Source organism: Streptomyces sp. NPDC001231, from assembly GCF_042896885.1.
Classification (GTDB): Bacteria; Actinomycetota; Actinomycetes; order Streptomycetales; family Streptomycetaceae; genus Streptomyces.
The window spans coordinates 20279-36518 of the sequence record NZ_JBIAXS010000047.1 but is presented as its reverse complement, the minus strand read 5'-3'; the positions used below and the strand labels follow the sequence as shown (position 1 = coordinate 36518).

At 68.2% G+C, this 16240-nt stretch carries 18 protein-coding genes and 1 pseudogene; 10 read left to right on the top strand and 9 right to left on the bottom strand.

Annotation, left to right across the window (positions count from 1 at the left end; translation table 11 throughout):
- The first annotated feature begins 311 nt into the window (after nucleotides 1–311).
- Nucleotides 312–683: an SH3 domain-containing protein gene (locus tag ACFY3J_RS36445; RefSeq protein WP_384186414.1), complete on the top strand. Its 372-nt coding sequence runs from the start codon at nucleotides 312–314 to the stop codon at nucleotides 681–683.
- A gap of 136 nt (nucleotides 684–819) precedes the next feature.
- On the opposite strand, the gene ACFY3J_RS36440 is transcribed toward ACFY3J_RS36445, so the two are convergent.
- A complete protein-coding gene (locus ACFY3J_RS36440; RefSeq protein ID WP_390842665.1) occupies nucleotides 820–1758 on the bottom strand; it encodes a Ku protein in 939 nt (312 codons plus the stop codon).
- A gap of 148 nt (nucleotides 1759–1906) precedes the next feature.
- Between ACFY3J_RS36440 and ACFY3J_RS36435 the strand changes: the two are divergent.
- A pseudogene (locus ACFY3J_RS36435) lies at nucleotides 1907–2140 on the top strand (DoxX family protein); the annotation flags it as partial.
- A gap of 19 nt (nucleotides 2141–2159) precedes the next feature.
- On the opposite strand, the gene ACFY3J_RS36430 reads toward ACFY3J_RS36435, so the two are convergent.
- The 5 genes from ACFY3J_RS36430 to ACFY3J_RS36410 form a co-directional block, all read right to left on the bottom strand.
- On the bottom strand, nucleotides 2160–2660 hold the full coding sequence (locus ACFY3J_RS36430) for a hypothetical protein (protein ID WP_384186409.1): 501 nt from the start codon (nucleotides 2658–2660) through the stop codon (nucleotides 2160–2162).
- A gap of 733 nt (nucleotides 2661–3393) precedes the next feature.
- The gene (locus tag ACFY3J_RS36425) at nucleotides 3394–4320 is read right to left on the bottom strand and encodes a hypothetical protein (RefSeq protein WP_390842664.1); all 927 of its coding nucleotides are present in this window, start codon (nucleotides 4318–4320) and stop codon (nucleotides 3394–3396) included.
- Between the two features lie 135 nt (nucleotides 4321–4455).
- Entirely contained in the window at nucleotides 4456–4965 is a 510-nt protein-coding gene (locus tag ACFY3J_RS36420; RefSeq protein ID WP_390842663.1) for a hypothetical protein, read from the bottom strand.
- Nucleotides 4966–5022: 57 nt separating this feature from the next.
- Nucleotides 5023–6006, bottom strand: coding sequence for a CehA/McbA family metallohydrolase (locus tag ACFY3J_RS36415; RefSeq protein ID WP_390842662.1), 984 nt, complete (start codon nucleotides 6004–6006; stop codon nucleotides 5023–5025).
- Nucleotides 6007–6124: 118 nt separating this feature from the next.
- On the bottom strand, nucleotides 6125–6568 hold the full coding sequence (locus ACFY3J_RS36410) for a hypothetical protein (RefSeq protein WP_384186399.1): 444 nt from the start codon (nucleotides 6566–6568) through the stop codon (nucleotides 6125–6127).
- A 195-nt stretch (nucleotides 6569–6763) separates the two neighbouring features.
- On the opposite strand from ACFY3J_RS36410, the gene ACFY3J_RS36405 reads away from it, so the two are divergent.
- On the top strand, nucleotides 6764–8008 hold the full coding sequence (locus ACFY3J_RS36405; RefSeq protein WP_384186396.1) for a hypothetical protein: 1245 nt from the start codon (nucleotides 6764–6766) through the stop codon (nucleotides 8006–8008).
- A gap of 29 nt (nucleotides 8009–8037) precedes the next feature.
- Here ACFY3J_RS36405 and ACFY3J_RS36400 read toward each other — a convergent pair whose 3' ends face one another.
- Both ACFY3J_RS36400 and ACFY3J_RS36395 read right to left on the bottom strand, forming a co-directional pair.
- Nucleotides 8038–8589: a GNAT family N-acetyltransferase gene (locus ACFY3J_RS36400; RefSeq protein ID WP_384186393.1), complete on the bottom strand. Its 552-nt coding sequence runs from the start codon at nucleotides 8587–8589 to the stop codon at nucleotides 8038–8040.
- 10 nt (nucleotides 8590–8599) lie between these two features.
- Nucleotides 8600–9742, bottom strand: a complete 1143-nt coding sequence (locus ACFY3J_RS36395) for a hypothetical protein (RefSeq protein WP_390842675.1) — start codon at nucleotides 9740–9742, stop codon at nucleotides 8600–8602.
- A gap of 525 nt (nucleotides 9743–10267) precedes the next feature.
- Between ACFY3J_RS36395 and ACFY3J_RS36390 the strand changes: the two genes are divergently transcribed.
- The 3 genes from ACFY3J_RS36390 to ACFY3J_RS36380 all read left to right on the top strand — a co-directional run bounded on the left by ACFY3J_RS36390 (nucleotide 10268) and on the right by ACFY3J_RS36380 (nucleotide 11786).
- Nucleotides 10268–10657, top strand: coding sequence for an ATP-binding protein (locus ACFY3J_RS36390; RefSeq protein ID WP_384186387.1), 390 nt, complete (start codon nucleotides 10268–10270; stop codon nucleotides 10655–10657).
- Nucleotides 10658–10737: 80 nt separating this feature from the next.
- Nucleotides 10738–11082 carry a DUF6415 family natural product biosynthesis protein gene (locus ACFY3J_RS36385; RefSeq protein WP_390842661.1) on the top strand — a complete coding sequence of 115 codons (345 nt, stop codon included), beginning with the start codon at nucleotides 10738–10740 and terminating at the stop codon, nucleotides 11080–11082.
- 239 nt (nucleotides 11083–11321) lie between these two features.
- Nucleotides 11322–11786 carry a hypothetical protein gene (locus ACFY3J_RS36380; RefSeq protein WP_390842660.1) on the top strand — a complete coding sequence of 155 codons (465 nt, stop codon included), beginning with the start codon at nucleotides 11322–11324 and terminating at the stop codon, nucleotides 11784–11786.
- Between the two features lie 832 nt (nucleotides 11787–12618).
- Here the strand turns inward: ACFY3J_RS36380 and ACFY3J_RS36375 are convergent.
- Nucleotides 12619–13089: a hypothetical protein gene (locus ACFY3J_RS36375; RefSeq protein WP_384186378.1), complete on the bottom strand. Its 471-nt coding sequence runs from the start codon at nucleotides 13087–13089 to the stop codon at nucleotides 12619–12621.
- Nucleotides 13090–13285: 196 nt separating this feature from the next.
- Between ACFY3J_RS36375 and ACFY3J_RS36370 the strand changes: the two genes are divergently transcribed.
- Genes ACFY3J_RS36370 through ACFY3J_RS36355 form a run of 4 tightly spaced genes read left to right on the top strand, consistent with a single transcriptional unit; the run spans nucleotide 13286 to nucleotide 16180 of the window.
- Nucleotides 13286–13996 carry a hypothetical protein gene (locus ACFY3J_RS36370; protein WP_384186376.1) on the top strand — a complete coding sequence of 237 codons (711 nt, stop codon included), beginning with the start codon at nucleotides 13286–13288 and terminating at the stop codon, nucleotides 13994–13996.
- The gene (locus ACFY3J_RS36365; RefSeq protein WP_390842659.1) at nucleotides 13978–14211 is read left to right on the top strand and encodes a hypothetical protein; all 234 of its coding nucleotides are present in this window, start codon (nucleotides 13978–13980) and stop codon (nucleotides 14209–14211) included. The genes ACFY3J_RS36370 and ACFY3J_RS36365 overlap by 19 nt, the downstream gene beginning before the upstream one ends.
- A complete protein-coding gene (locus ACFY3J_RS36360) occupies nucleotides 14145–15272 on the top strand; it encodes a transposase (RefSeq protein WP_390842658.1) in 1128 nt (375 codons plus the stop codon). The genes ACFY3J_RS36365 and ACFY3J_RS36360 overlap by 67 nt, the downstream gene beginning before the upstream one ends.
- A 32-nt stretch (nucleotides 15273–15304) precedes the next feature.
- On the top strand, nucleotides 15305–16180 hold the full coding sequence (locus ACFY3J_RS36355; RefSeq protein WP_390842657.1) for a hypothetical protein: 876 nt from the start codon (nucleotides 15305–15307) through the stop codon (nucleotides 16178–16180).
- Nucleotides 16181–16240 lie beyond the last annotated feature (60 nt).

The window sequence follows — 16240 nt, the reverse complement described above, 5'->3', positions numbered from 1 at the left end:
CGCCGGGGCGCTGCCCAGCGGGCGCAACCCGCGGCCCCCGCGCTGGCTGGGCACCCCCCGCTGAAGGGCCCCGCCCCCCGGGGGGCCACGACCCGCTCCGGGGCCGCGACACACGTGCGTCAGGGCGATCGATCTTGGGCTTGGGAGTCTCGGTGCCCGAAGCTCAACACCTTCGATTCGGTGGCAAGTGCGGAACGCGTCATTTCCGTCGCGAATGGCTGATAGTTCTTCTTCCGGGCAGGATATCGCCCCTACATGCTTCTCCTCATGCCTACGTCAAGGACACGTGGGCGCATTGGGGAGGGTGAAACATGCGAGCAGCACACCGCGCGAAGCTGGCGGCGCTGGCGGTAGGGGTACTTGCCGTGCCGACAGGTCTGGTCGTGACCACCGCGGCACCTGCCGCAGCGAACGCCACTTGCGGCAAGACCGGTCCGAACCTGGCCAACACCACCGTGAGGATGACGGCGGGCGTCTCCGCCAACATGCGCAGCGGCTCCAGCACAAGCTGCGGGGTCAAGGGGTGGGCCGACAATCAGGACACCCTCGTCTACTACTGCTACACGTGGGACCCAAACTGGGACAGCTGGACGTACCTTTACAACAGCACCGACAAGACGTACGGGTGGGTGAAGGACTCCCTGCTGCCCAACAACGGCACCGCCAAGCACTGCGGCTTCTGACCCTGAAGGCGAGCCGACCCAGCCCGTGACTGCAGTCACGGGCTGGGCCCTCGGGGGGACAGACGTGGCGGGTAACCGGCCTTGGGGAACAGCGGGGCAGTCGATATCGGCAGCCCCGCTGTTCCCCAAGGCCGTTCTAGGCGCTGCGCGGCTTGCGGGCCGACTTCTTCGCCGCGGTCTTCTTCTCCGTCGTCTTCTTCTCCGTCGTCTTCTTCTCCGTCGTCTTCTTGGCCTGCTGCTTCTTCGCAGCCTTCTTCTTCGGCGTGGGCATCTCGTGCACGTCGGCCTCCCCGCGAGAGGCCTTCGCTTTCTGCACGGACGCGTTCAGTGCGGCCATCAGGTCCAGCACCTGCCCGGGCTCGGTCTCCGGCTCCGTCGCCGCGGGCGGCTCCCGGTGCTCGCGCTTGGCCTCGATGATCTCCTGGAGCGCCTCGGTGTACGTGTCGCGGAACTCTTCGCCTTCGAGGTCGTCGCGCGCCAACATGTCCATGAGCGCCAGGGCGCCGTCGATCTCACCCTCGTCGATGTCCACGGGCGGCGGGTACAGCTCCTCCGGGGAGCGGATCTCGTCCGGCCAGCGCATGGAGTGCAGCACCAGCACGTCATCCCGCACCCGTAGCAACCCCAGCCGCTCCCGACCCGACCACGCGTACTTCGCCACGGCCACCTTCGACGAGCGGCCCAGTGCCTGCACCAGTAGCTTGTACGGCTTCGCGGCCACGGCGCCGTCCGGCGCCAGGTAGTAGCCCTCTCCGATCCGGATCGGGTCGACGGACTCCAGTGGCACAAACGCATCGATCTCGATGGCGCGAGCTGTCGGCAGCGGAAGGGCCCGCAGTTCCTCGTCCGTGACAGGGATGACTTGGGTCTTCGACAGCTCGTAGCCCTTGCCGATCTCCGACTGCTGGACCTCGCGGCCGTCGATCTCGCAGACCTTCCTCACCCGCACCCGGCCCATGTCCTCCAGGTGGTACTGGTGGAAGCGGACGCTGTGGTCCTCCGTGGCGCTGACCACGCGGATCGGCACCGTGACCAGGCCGAAGCTGATCGCACCGCTCCAGATGGTTCGGGGCATGGCAGACCTCTACAACAGGCCCCGAGCAGCATCAGCCTACGAGCCGCTCAGCCGACGCGCACTCAAGGAAGCGCCCACCCCGTGAAGGGGTGGGCGTCGTCATGCCCGCTCTACCGGTCACAGCTGCGGCTTCGGCCTATTCCTTGGCTCGGGAGGCGTCAAGTCGGCGCTGCCCAAGGGACGCCTGATCACCTTGGGCCAAACCGGGGTGGCTCCCTTCCCTGGAGCCGTCGTCAAGCTGACGGCAGCCGCCGAGTTGCTCACGGCCCTGGGCCGGCTCCTCCCGAGGGCCACCGGTGTCGCTCCCGTCCTCACCCCGGCAGCCGCGGTCGACCTGACGGTCGTCATGACGGGCGCGCTGATCAGTCCATGCCAATCATGATCGAATCGCCACCAGGCCGCTAGAAGTGCCCGAGGTCCTTCTCCTGGCCCAGCCGCTCCTTCAGCTTCGTGACGTCCTTCAGGAGGGCATCCATCGCATCCAGGTCCGCCGGATCCGTCTCCTGCACGCCCTCGGACACGCTGTCGGCCAGGTCGCGGAGATCCGCGTAGTACGGATCCGCCCCCGCTTCGTCGTGCAGCATCTCCGCCACGGCAGGCGCAACCGACTGAAGCTGGATGAGTGCCGCCTGGCATTGGTGGGCAGTGACGCAACCACCGGAGAGCGTCTCCTGCCTCGTGACGCTCGTGTACGTATCCGCAGCAGCTCTCGTCGCCCACATCCATTCCGGCTTCACCGTCGGGGCCGTTGCCGCAGCCGGCTTCGCTTCCCTAGTCGTGCTCGGCTTGTCCCCAGTCGTGCTCGGCTTGCCGGCCTCCCCGCTGCACGCCGTCATCAGAACCAGTGCCCCGCCCACGGCCAGCACGGACATGCCGCGGCCGGCCCACCTTCGGATCTTCATACGCGGAACGTAGCACTTCGCCGGCGACGAGCTGTTCTCAATCGAGGTCGAGGACTGAGCGGCACCGCGAGGTCGTGGCCCGCGCGGCGCCGACTGCGGCGGCTCGGTTGTGACGGAGGACATGCTGGCTGCAGAGGGGGTGGGAGGGGCGCCGGGCCGGTGTGCCGTCGACCCTGCCGGAGTTGGGCCGCTCTCCGTACCGCCGCCGACACACGCGTGCGAGTGCCGCCCGGGGGAGCGCGCCGCGCCGGAGCGGCATCCGGCGGCGGAGATCGCTCCGGCGGTGGGCCTCCAGCCCCGGCGGCTGCCGGGGGGAGCGGCTGGCGGCCGAGGTCGGTCCGCGTGATCGTCTGCGAGACTGGCAGCTACCCTGACACCTGGTCATTCCGGGTCGTCGGCGGACAAGCCTGGATCTCCCTCGTCGGCGCAAGGGCCGCCTCATCTACCTGGACGGTACCTCCGCTCGATGTGACCCTCGAGGTCATCCGCATAGAAGTAGGGGTGCCGGTAAAAACCCTGTCATCAGCCGCAAACGGCGGTGATCTTACGGGGGGCGTCACCCGTGTGGGTGAGTCCGGGGCCGTATATCTGCGGTGGGTGAAGTCCTGCGAGGACGATCGATGATCGTGGCCCGTACCCCGTTGGACCTGGACGAGAAGCTGACGGCCTGGCTCGCGGAACACGTCGCGCCCAAGGAACGGCGGCTTGTCGAGTCCGGCGATGACCGAGCGGGTCAGGTCCTGGTACCGGACGACGAAGCCCGGCCGGTGGAGGAGGAGACCACCCGGCACCCCGGCCGCGGCAAGTCCCGCGCGGGCTTGCGTGCGGCGAGGATCGCACCGTTGCCACGGCGCTGTTCCAGCCACTCGGCGACGACTTGGCGGTCTGCCGACCAGCTCGCCAGCGGCCGTTGACGTGCCTCCACGGTCTCGCCGATGTTTAGCGCGGCCGCCCATTCCGGTTGCTCCGTCCCCTTTGGCCAGCTCAGCGCCCGGTAGGAGAGAACCTCGGTGATGCCGCGTGCGGCGAGCACCTCCTGGGTCATCTCGTACTGGGTGCGCAGGAAATCCCGCAGTGCATCGCGGTTGTAATCGAGTTCGAGGCCGACGGCGAAGCGAGTCTTGGCATCCACCTGCCACTCGAGGACTCCGGTGAGGCCGAACTCCTCCTGGGCGGCCTGTTGCAGCGCCAGAACGCGCACGTTGTTGTTGGACCCGTACGCCCACGAGCCCATCAGCTCACTGACCGCGATCATGCGGATCATGGGATCGGCCTGCGGGGCGTCCATGCGCACTGTCCGGTCCGGGGCGTGCCGGGGATCTGTGGGGTCGAGTTCGTCGAGGTGGAGGACGTCGGCTCCCATTGAGGGGTACCGCTCGTTGTGCGGGACCAGCACATAGCGGCCGTTGCCCAGGTGGGCCGCCATGTCATTGCCGACGACTAGACCCATCGAGGCGAGGATGAGTTCGGGCGTGGAGGACCGCATACGCGCGGCGAGGGCCTGGATGGCGACGGTCTTGGCGTGGGGAGTGTCGGTGATACGGCCGTCGTCGGTCAGCAGTGTCTCGCCGGCCCGCTGATGGTCGATTCGTTCCTGCGAGCCCAGTGGCGGCGGGGCACTGTACGCCCCGCTGGCCTCGTTGGTCGGCTGCTCGCTCAACGTAAGTTCCCCCTGCGGTTGTTTCGCTTCTCGAGGCTGTCGTTACCGGCGACGGTGTCTGGGCATGTCCTTGCTGGGTCAGTTGCCACCCAGGAATTCCTCGGCCTGGCTCCGCAGACCCGTGGGGGCGGCGGTTCAGGCCGGGGTGCGCATCAGTTCGCGCAACTTGACCTCCTTCACCTCCCGCGGGGCGTCCTTGCGCAAGCCGAGGTGGGGCCACACGCCGTCCAGTTCGTCGGGCAGGTGCCAGTGAGTGCCGAGGGTGGATTCGGGGACCTCGGCGGCCTCCGGGGGCGTGACGAGGACTTCGTCCGCGGTGGCGGCCGGAGTGATCTCGACCAGGGTGAGCCCCAGCCGGTCGATGGCGTCACGGAACAGAGCCCGGTGGGCTTCGACGGTGCCGGCGGAAGGCTGCTGCCCCGTGTGGAACAGGGTGAACACCCACCCGGACTCGCCGGTGCGGGCCAGGTCCAGGACGAGACGGGCACCCGACTCGTCGGTGAGGGAACCGTGCGCGATGCTCTGCGCGGCTGCGGGCCCCTCGACGCGGGGCGCGTCAGTGAGTTGGAAGGCGTTGGACAGCCAGTGCAGCTGATTGGAAGTCAGCTCTTCGTGGGAGAGAGCGCGGAGGGCGGGCCAGAGCATGCGAAAGTCTCCTTCTGTCGGACCTGAGACTGCGGCGTACGTCTGTCTGGAGGGCGGCTATGCGTCGGTGGATGCGGTTGGGCGCGATCCCAGGTGGATCGGATTGCTCCAAGCCCGTCCGCCGGAGGCGTCTTCGACGGTGACCCGGCAGTACCCGCGCCGGAACATCTCCACGGGCAGGGAGCACTCCGTCAGCGCCTCGCCCTGGACCACCTGAGCCCCTGGGACGCTCCCGGTGAGCAGCACCTTGCGCGCTGGCGAGCAGTGCACCGTGATCAGACCGTCGTTGAGCCGGATGTCGTGCAGTTCCGGCCCGGTGCTGGAGTAGTAGTGACCCCCTCTGAGGGCCGACAGGAGCTGTGCCGGCTCGAGCGATTCTGCGCGCACCTGTACCCAGGCGGCGCAGCCCGGCGGGTCCTGGGGCTGGAAGTGCGCGTCATCGGCGGCGTAGGCGGTCAGCCGGTGTCCCCGGTTGAGTAGGACGTCGGTCAGGTGCCAGCTGTCGCCCCGGTCCTCGCGGGACGAGAGTGCGTTGTAGACCTCGACTGCGTGAGCCGCGTCCAGGCTCTCCGCATCAACGGCAGTGAGCAGCGAAGCCGCAGGGTGGGCCATGCCGACGAACGCGCCTGCGGCCCGTGCCCGGCGAGCTAGTTGCGGTCCGCTTTCCCCTGGCTCGGGCGGCGCGAAGCCGAGCGGCAGCCCCACCGCGACGATGTGCCATGACGGTCCGGCCTCAGTGCGAGGGGCGTGCAGTTCGGCCCCCAGCAGCGTGGTGAATCCGGGGCGCCGTAGCGGCCGGGTGTCCGTCAGGGGGAAGCCGTACTCCGCCCTGAAGTGGTCGGTGACGGCCAGGAAGTCGTAGCCGGCCTCCTGGTAGTGACGCACCGTCTCCTTGGGGGACAGCGCTCCATCGGAACGGTCGGAATGAGTGTGCAGGTTACCCCGCCAGAAGCGGCCTGGACGGTTGAAGGGCAGGTCAGTCACGTTGCAGCCCGCGTCGATCAGGTGCCCCCGATTCGCATGATTGTCTGCTGCCACCATTATTGATCATTGGTCGACCGCGGCTGTGTTCGGCCCAGGCGCCGAACACAGCCTGTACTCGTACGGGACGTAGGCGCGCAGATCGGCCAGTGCCGAGGCCCGGATAACGGAATCCGCGTTAAGACGGCTCTCTCAGGATGTTCATGGCCTCGGTGAAGATGGGCAGGAGCCCGTCGGCGAGGTAGTAGCCGCCGGTCTTGGACCACCCGCTCTTGTCGGGGGTGGTCGGCCGGAACGGCGGGGTGATGTCGGGGGACCAGTGCCCTTGCTCGGCACCGCGCTTGATGGCCTTGGTGATGGTCTGCGACGGTCCGCGCAGAGCCGTGTCCCCCCACTTCGCGCGGAAGGCCGGCCCATCCACCCAGCCGTTGCCGTCGATCGCTGCCTCAATGAAGACGAGGGTGCGGGCATTGGTGTCCCGCAGTAGCTTCACAGCCCGCTGCACGGTCCATTCGATGTCGGTGGACACTGTGGCATCGGGTCCGATGCGGGCGATGAGGTCGGCTACCGCGGCGACGATCTCTGGTGGCGGCGGGTCGGGGAGGCGAATCGTGATGTCCACTCAGGAGCCCTCTCACAGAATTAACCCGGGTATTACCCGGGATACGCACGCTCCCACAACTTCTGCTACGAGTCCAGGGTTTAACCGGGGTTAACACTTGCATGCGGTCAACGTCGGCGCGTTACTCCCTCGTTAGGACACCCTTACCGGCTATTCTGCCTGGAATAGCCGGTACCTGAGGGAGGGGAAGCTCTCATGAGCAGAGGCGACGGCCACCGCGAGCACCCCGGCCGCGGCGACCCGGCGGTGAGCGTGGAGCGACTGACCGCCGACGTGGCCGCCGCCGAGTTGGAGGTCTACGACGCCGAGCTGGTGGACGACCAGGCGGTGGAGCCGGTCCGCTACCTCGTCAACCGGCACACTGTGCTCGGGCCCGGCGAGATGCCGCCGCGCGCCGAGGCGCGGCCACCGTGGACCGAGGCCGACTTCCGTGTCTCCCGAGAGGACAAGGAAGAGCTCGACGAACCGGACCTCGCCGAGAACACGCTGCTCAACCGGGACTCCACAGTGCGCTCCTTCCAACAGTGGTGCGCGCGGCAGGACCCGCCGCGGGTGGCGCACCCGTGCACCACGGCCACGTACACCGCATACGGACTGCACCTGATCCGCCGCGGCAAGGCAGGGGAGTTCAAACCGGACACGGTCCGCCAGTACATGAGCCGGATCTACAACTGGCAGCCGGAGGACGTACGGCCCGACCCCTCGCGCGTGCGCGGGAAACTCCGGCTGTGGCGGCAGGAGTGGAGGGGAGCCGGCGGTGAGATCGAGCGGTCGGCCGCGCTCACCATCCCGTACCTGCTCGCCTGCCTGGAGAAGTGCGACGAGACCACGCACATCGGCATCCGTGACGCGTTCGCCCTGGTCCTGGCCTACTGCAACCTGCACCGCCGCCGGGAGCTGACCGATCTCCTGGTCAAGCATGTGAAGGTCGTGCCCATGGGCCTGATCGTCACCACGGCGACCAGCAAGACGGACAAACAGGCGAAGGGCTCGACGGAGTTCATCGCCGACCGCCCAGACCTTCAGCTCGTCGCCCGGGGCCGCGCCTGGTTCGCCGTGCTCAAGCGGCTCGGCGCGGACGGGGCGGATCAGCCTGTGTTCCGGGCCCTGACGGTCAAGGGGAACCTGGCCAACCGCACTCTTGCGACCAAACGGGGGGAGCGGATGAAGGGCGGCGCGATCAACGAACGCCTCCAGCGGCTCGCCGACTTGGCGGGCATCCCCTACATCGCCGGAAAGAAGGTCACGGCGCACTCCCTGCGGGCCGGCCCCAACACCGACATGATCGCGGCGGGCGTGCCCCTGGTGGAGCGCAACCGCCGGGGCCGCTGGTCCCCCGAGTCGAAGACCGCGGACACGGTGTACGACCGGCCCCACCACCGGACACAGGACGACCCGCTGTCCAAGGTGCCCCTCGGGGGCTTCAACACCACGGGTTGAGCAGGCAGTCCGCCCCCAGAGCGAGCCCCTCAGGGGGCGGACTGCCACTCACGGTCGAGAATCGCGTGCACGACGGAGTCCCGCCACTGCCCGGCCTTCCGCACGTGCTCACGGATCGTGCCCTCTTCGACCATGCCCGCGGCGCTCATGGTCTTCGCGGAGGCCTCGTTCAACGGGGACCGCGCGCCCCAGATGCGGTGTAGTCCCAGGTCGTCAAAGCCGACGCTGAGCAGCAGCCGCACCGTCTCCACGCCGTAGCCCACGCCCCACGCGTCCGGGCGCAGCGCGAAGCCCACGGTGGCTCCGCGCTGCTGGTGGGGGTCGGTGGCCAGGCGGCCGAACCCGATCAGGTCGTCCGTGTCCCGCTCGATGACGGCAAGTACGTACTCCGCGCGGGGCGTTGCCGTGGCGTGGGCCACGGACCGGGCCACGATCTGCCCGACCTGGTCGCGAGTACGCGGCTCGAAGCTCAGATGCTCCGTCGCCTCCGGGCTGCCGTAGATGGCGAGTACCGCATCCACGTCCTCGATGGAGAGTTCCCGGAGGGAAAGGCGGGCGCTGGAACGGTTCACCGGGTGCATGACGCGGACTCTACCCGCGGGGGAGCGCGGGCCGGCTGGTCGGGAAGGCCTCGATCTCCGCGCGCAGATCCTTCGCGGCGACGGCGCTGCGCGCGGGGCTGCTCGTCAGGGCATGCCGGACGCGCATTGCAGAGACGATGATGCCGTTGTTGCGGTGGGATGCGGGCAGGTCCAGCACTGGGCGGATGGCGTCTGCCGTGCCTTCTACGTCTCCGCTGAAGAGCCGGACGAGTGCGAGGTCGCACTGAGCCCCTGCGAGGTCACCGAATGCCCAGCTCGGGGCGTCGGGGTCGCTGAAGCCCATCACAGCCTGCTCCGCCTGCGCGGCAAGCTGCGCGTCCCCGTGGCCAAGGAGGACTTCGGCCTCCACTGAGTAGTAGAGCTGCTTCTCGGGGGCATAGGTGAACAGTCCGCCGAGCTTGTCCAGGTCGTCGTGCACGACGTGCTCGCGCCGGCTGGCGGCGTGCCGGTTCGCGGTGCGCACGGTCTCCTCGTCGCCGAGCACCGCGGCGGCGCGGGCCCGCAGGCCGAGGAGCCACAGGCCGACGGTTCCCTGAAGTCCGGCGGCGGTCTCGGCGCCCTTGCTGGCGTAGTGGTAGGCGTCCGCGGGCTTGTCCGACCAGTAGGCGATGAGTGACTTGAGACCGTCGGTGAAGGCGATGAGGCCGGGGTGTTCGGCGTCCCGGGCGCAGGCCGCGGCGACCCGCGTCATCGTCATGGCCTGGTGGGGGACCTCCATGTCGTTGAAGCCCTTGGCCACCAGGAACGACAGCACTGCGCCCTTGACGTTCAAGTCGCGCAGCTGCGACGGCCGGACTCTGCCGCCCTCCAGGAGACGGAAGACCTGTTCCTGCGTCTCCAGCAGGTCGTCCCAGATCGCCGACAGGGGCTCTCGTGGGTATGCGGCGACGAGGCGCTGCACCTCGTCGTCGAGCAGGTCCAGCGTGTCGGTGCCCACCCGCTCGCGGTCTGCCCCGAGGAGGAACTCCTTTGCGCGTCGAACAGCCATCGAGCCCGTCCTTTTCATCTCGTTCAGGTCCACACCGGCATCGGCATGGAGTGCAGTCGGTGACGCGCCGGTCAGCGGAACAAAGTTCGGTGTGGTGCCCTCCGGCACCTCAGTCCACAGGTCATCAATGCTGAAGCCCAGCATCTCGACCACGACCGGACGAAAGACGCGCTGCGGCTTCCGACCCTCGTAGAGCCACGCCTCAATCGTCTTCGAGGCTGGTTCATCCGCGTTCTGTAGGCCTAACCGCCTGGCCGCTTCCCGGTACTTCAAAAGGAAGTCGTCAGGGTGGCGTATGCCGCGGGCTTCGCAGGTGTACCGGAAGAACAACACGACGCCTCCCACTCGATCCGCCCGGCACGTCACTGCCACGACGGTAGAACGCTGTCCTGTTCAAGTTGCCCTCTACAGACGTTGCTAGCAGCCTCGAGGACGATCCGAGGCCTTTCCGAGGAAGTCGGCCGACTTCGCGTCAAATCCCGAGGGTGGTTTGGGGGTAGAGCCGTCCGCGCGTGGTTGCAACGCTCATACCTGCCGTTGCTCAGAGTGCTCAGGTGCACACGATCACGAGCCAGGGAGTCCCCCATGCTTCCCAGAGTTGGATCAGCCAGCCTGTTAGAGGCGCCTCCACCGGCCAGCGCTGGTGAGCCCCTTCTGCCGGCGTTCACCATGGCGATCCGTTCCGTGCCGTCGAGCGTGGAAGTCGTCCGGCGCGTCACGCGGGCGTGGGTCCGCTGCCACTGCCGGCCGCTGGAGAACCGTGTGGACGCCCTACTGGTCGTGGTGTCGGAGCTGTGTACGAACGCGATCCTGTACGGCCGTCACGACTCGTTCGACGTGCGGGGCTGGATGCCCGCGCGAGACGAACTCCGCCTTGAGATCCACGACGGCACGCCAACGTCCATCCCGGAGCCGTTGCACGTCGGACCCGAGGCGGAAAGTGGCCGTGGCCTGCTCCTGGTGGACATACTCGTCACGGAGCTGGGCGGCGCGTGGGGCTTCACCGAGGACGGCACGTGCGCATGGTGCTCCCTTGCCTTCGCCGGGACCGCGCAGTGACCGTGTCCCTTCCGGTGCGGCGCCGGAGGCGCCCTGTCACGCCGTGGACGCCTCCTCTGGACGGGGAAGCCCTGCACACGGTGCTGGACAAGGTCCGCCGGTGGCGGCCGTTCGACGGTGACGCCCTCCTGGACGACGTCGGCGCGGTCCTGGACGACTGCATACCGGCCGAGGAACACGTCGACGAGCTCGCGCAACGCCTGCGCGGTCACCTGATACGGCTGCTGACCATCGCCGTAGCTGCGGAAGCGGAGCAGCGAGACGAGACCGCTGCCCGGCTTATCGAGCGGGCCCGCACGATGAGCGCCGAGGACATGCCGGGCGATCGCTGGAAAGCCGTCGGGCACCTGCGGCGGATGGGATGGGCCGTCAACGAGCTGCATGACCGCCTGGTGGCCATCAGGTGCCTGAAGGAGGCGGTATGACCGCCGAACCCGCCATACGACAGACGAGAGACGGCCTCTTCCGTGCCCACCGCGACCGAGCCGCGCCTGATCCCCTTCATCACCCAGCGCAAGGGAGAGGAAGCCGCGCCGGACAACCTCGTGATCTACCGGCACGCCTCCGGGCCCCGGCTGTACTACCGCGACGAGGACCCCGGGACCGCCCGATGCGGGGCATCCTCTGGGCGCGTTGCGGGTTCAACCCGACGGACCGGCACAGGATGCCGACAGGCGAACCGCAGTGGAAGCTCATGCACCCGTACCGGCAGATGATGACGATGCAGGCCTTGCGGTGCCAGGTCTGTAGCGGGAAAGCGCGGACACCCCTCGGGTTCATCTTCCTGGCCGGCCCGAAGGACGAGGACCCGACACAGTCCACGATCTACACCAACCAGCCGCCCGTGTGCCCCAAGCATGCGCGGGCCGCCGCAGCGCTCTGCCCGTATCTGGAGAAGAACCCGATGGTCCTCCTCGCCCGGAGCGCCCCTCTGTACGGGGTGGGCGGGGTCATCTACGGCCTCACCGCGGACAACCAAGTGCACGTCGTCGCCCGGCCGGACCACGCGCTGCCCTTCGGGCACCCCAACATTCCCACCCTGCTCGCCTCGCAGCTCATCCGCCGGCTCAGCTCCTTCCGGGTCGTCGACATGGGTGAGTTGCTGCGGGAGCTGCAACTCACTGCATAGACCCCGCTCGGTGGCCGAGATGCCCCCGGCCCGGCCACCGAGCGGTTTCAACTCCCCAGCGCGGGACCTGTCCCCGTGTTCCCTCACGGCTCAGCGATTCACCGCACCGGGCCCCAGCTCCTTTGCCGCCCGGCGGGAAGCGGGCGGCAAAGGAGGCTGGAAACGCAACTCGGCGCGACGGTTGCCCGCTGCCAATGGTTCAGCCGCCGCGCCGAGAACACCCACCGATGTCACCTCGTAAGGAGAAACGCGTGACAACCATGTTCATTGATCTGCCCAGCGAGCTTGAGGAAGCTCTAATCGACCTCGGAAGCGTCCTCCCTGCCTGGAGCATGGAAGGCACGTTCCTGGCAGATTCTACGAGCGAGCGATACCGGACTGAATTAGCCTCAGCTCCACTGTTCGAGGAATCCGCCGGCACCCTTCTCCGCATGGTGGGCGCGGCATCTGGCGGATACGCAGTAGTGCGTCTCGGGAACATCGCTCAAGCGTTGGGAACCGGCGCTCGGTTTCTGCGCTTGGCGACGGCGATCCTTGCCGAAGTGGCGATCCCCTTCCAGCCCTTCCAGCGATGGCCGCTTTGGAAGGAACTCGGGACCTCAACGCCAACCCCCGCCTGTCCACCGGTACGGGGTACAACGCATTCCACATGGACTTGGTCAATGCGACCCAGCCTCCGGATTACACGACGCTTCTGTGTGTCCGGGTCATGTCCCCTGTAGTGGTGTAGCCGGATCGATCTGCTCTTTGTCCTGGAGGCGGATCGTGCCCATGCTGAACAGTATGTTCCCCGCCCCGGAGCGGGCCCCCGACCTCGGTGATACCGGGCCGCTCAGGTTGCTGACGGGCAGCGTTTGACGCGGTTGCGGACGGCGAGGACCGCGAGACCCAGGAGGATGGGCTCGGCGAGGCGAAAGGTCATCTCTATGTAGGTGCCGGCGGTGGTCAGGTCCTGGTCGGCGGAGCGGAAGACCACCGAGTTGAGCGTGACATTCAGGGCCTTCTCGAAGCGCTCGCCGGTGAACCGGTTCCCGGTGGGGTTGCGCGGGTTGTCCTTGCCGATCTCGAAGGTCACTCGTCCGCCGCCGGGCGGCACGGTGCCGGTTGCCGTCTGTTTGGGATCGCCCCTGGGCAGTCCGAAGCCCACCAGCAACACGATGGTGACGAACATGGCGGCGGCGAGCCAGAGAAGGGCTCGGGAGGCACGCAGGCCGTAGCCGGACAGCGAGGTGGCCCTCGGCCTGCTCGAGGAACTCGGCGACGCCCACCCGCTTCCGCTCAGCTTCTGGGAAGCCCTTGCCACGGCCGCCGAGCAAATGCAGCTGAAGAACAGCGCGTCCTGGTGCCACTGGCGCTGCTACGGTGATCCGTCAGGTGGCAGGACGGCTGCGCGAACACGACGAGCAGGCCAAGGTCCGCGGCAAGGAGGGGATGATGCTGCGGGTCACGGAGGCGGCGCTGGCCGAGCCGGGCGTACGGTCCGCAAGGTCATCTTCCCGGTGGTCGGCGAGAAGACCCTGAAGGCGCTGGCGGCGGAGGCCGCGACGAACGAGGCCCGGTACAAGGCGCGCATCCGCACGGTGCTGAGGTCGTCTTACTCCAACCACTGGCGGCGGATGCTCTCGCCGCTGCTGTCGGTGCTGGAGCTGAAGTGCAATAACACCGCCTACCGGCCGGTGATGGACGCGATCGATCTGCTCAAGCGGTACCTGGACCAGCCGATCAAGGACGGGGCGTACTTCGACGAGGCCGAGCGCATCCCGCTGGACGGGGTGGTCCCTGAGCAGTGGCGGGCGGCGGTGGTGGACGACAAGGGCCGGGTGGAGCGCATCCCGTACGAGCTGTGCGTGCTGGTCAGCCTGCGGGACGCGCTGCGGCCCCGGGAGATCTGGGTGGCCGGCGCGAGCCGGTGGCGCAACCCGGAGGACGACCTGCCGCCGGACTTCGAGGACAACCGGGACGTGCATTACGGGGCGATCCGCCAGCCGCTGGACCCGGGCGAGTTCATCGATGGCCTGCAGACGAAGCTCCGGGAGGCTCTGACCCGGTTCGACACCGCGTTGGAGCTGGGCACCACGGGCGGGGTGGAGATCACCCGCAAGCACGGCGAGCCGTGGATCAAGGTCTCCCCGCTGGGCAAGCAGGAGGAGCCGGAGAACCTGGTCGCCCTGAAGGCCGAGATCGAGAGGCGTTGGGGGACGATCGCCTGATCGACATCCTCAAGGAGGCCGAGTTCGCCACCGGTTTCACCGGCGAGTTCGCCTCGGTCGCGTCCCGGGAGGTCCTGCCCGGGGAGGTGCTGCGGCGCCGGCTGCTGCTGGTGCTGTTCGCGCTGGGCACCAACATGGCATCAAGCGGGTGGCGGTCACCGGCAAGCACGGCGAGAGCGAGGCGGTGCTGCGGCGCATCCGGCACCTGTTCGTGAACCGGACCAACTTGCGCGGGGCGCTGGTGAAGCTGGTGAACGCCACCTTCGCGGTGCGGGATGCCGACTGGTGGGGCGAGGGTACCTCGTGCGCCTCGGACAGCAAGAAGTTCGGCTCCTGGTCGAGCAACTTCATGACGGAGTGGCATCAGCGGTACCGGGGTCCGGGGGTGATGATCCACTGGCACGTCGAGCGGAAGTCGGTGTGCATCTACTCGCAGTTGAAGAACTTCTCGGCCTCCGAGGTCGCGGCGATGATCGAGGGCGTGCTGCGGCACTGCACCGAGATGGTGGTCGACCGGCAGTACACCGACACCCATGGCGCGTCCATCGTCGGGTTCGCGTTCTCGCACATGCTGGGGTTCAACCTGCTGCCGAGGCTGAAGAACGTGGGCTCGGCGCGGCTGTACCGGCCGGCCGCCGGTGAGGACGACACCTGGCCGCACCTGGCGCCGGTGCTGTCCAGTAAGACGATCGATTGGGAGCTGATCCGCCAGCAGTACGACCAGATCGTGAAGGACACCACCGCCTTTCGTCTAGGCACGGCGGAGGCAGAGCAGGTGCTGCGCCGCTTCACCCGGGGCGGCCCCAAGCACCCGACCTACCGGGCGATCGAGGAGCTGGGCCGGGCGGTGCGGACGGCGTTCATCTGCGACTACCTGGCCGATCCCGAGCTGCGGCGGGAGATCCACGAGGGCCTGCAGGTGGTGGAAAACTGGAACTCCGCCAACCACGACCTGTTCTACGGCAAGGACGGCGACCTGACCGGCCCGGACCGGGAGAGCCAGGAGATCTCGATGCTCGCCCTGCACCTACTGCAGGCCGCCCTGGTGCACGTCAACACCCTGCTGCTGCAGGAGGTGCTGGCCGAGCCGAAGTGGGCCGACAAGCTCACCGACGCCGACCGGCGGGCGCTGTCCCCGCTGTTCTGGACCCACGTGAACCCCTACGGAAGGTTCGAGCTGGATATGAACCGCCATCTGCACCTCGGCCCGCTCCTGCCGCAGCAGCGCACCCCGCAGGACCACTCCACGCGGACCGCGGACGCGACGGCACCTTGATCCTTTTGGTTTGGTGCCTGTTCAATCAGTGGATGACTGAGACCGATGTCGACCTTGGCGCCGTCACCGCGCCCTCCGGGATGCTCGTGCTGGGGATGGCGGGCTGGATCGACTACTGGCCGCAGGTGGGCCGGCCGCTGTCCGAGCGGGCCCGGACCGCAATAGCCACCGGCGGCGGCCACCTGCACGGACCCGAGGACAGTGAGCCGTCCGCTTGGATGTGCGAGGCGATCGCTGTAGCAGCCGCCGCAGACCGGCCCCTGCAGGTTCGGGCCCAGACATCGGCCTCACCCTTCGACGGGGAACCGACAATCGCCGTCTTGGAGGTCGACCTCGGCCTGCCCTGGTCCGGCCCCGATGACGGCGAACCCGTGCAGCTCGGCGACCTGCCGGTCGACCGATGTGGCATGGTCCTCGGCGACGCTCAGGCGCTGGACGACTTCACCGGCCTGGACGGACGGTCCACCGACGGCCTCGCGGACGTCACCTACTGGGGCAAGTACGAAGACACCGTCCATGCGCAGTTCGGCGGTGACCGCATCCCCCAGCACCCCAGCGGACACGGGCCGCGCGGGTGGCTCGACCTCTCTCTGGCCGAGGCCGAAGCGGTCGCCGAACGGCTCCGAACCTGGACCCGAGAAGGCCCCGGCAACGGGCTGATGGTCTCCGTCGACGCCCACACCGACTTCCACCGATTCAACCGAGCCGGCTGGAGCCACCCACTGCTGGCGGGTGTCATCGACCTCGGCGGATGCCCAGTGCTCGGTCTCGGCTGGGACCCCGGGGACCACTCCATACGCCACCACGGAGAGCGGGCCCACGGACAGGTCTACCCCGCCACCCTCGAAGGCCGCGCAGGCGAAGCGGTACTGCGCTGGACCATCCCGCCGTACGACCCTGACCTGTGAACCACACCCGGCGTGCAGGGTGCCCGGAGAACCCAGTTGAGCCGGACGGTTCAGCCCGGC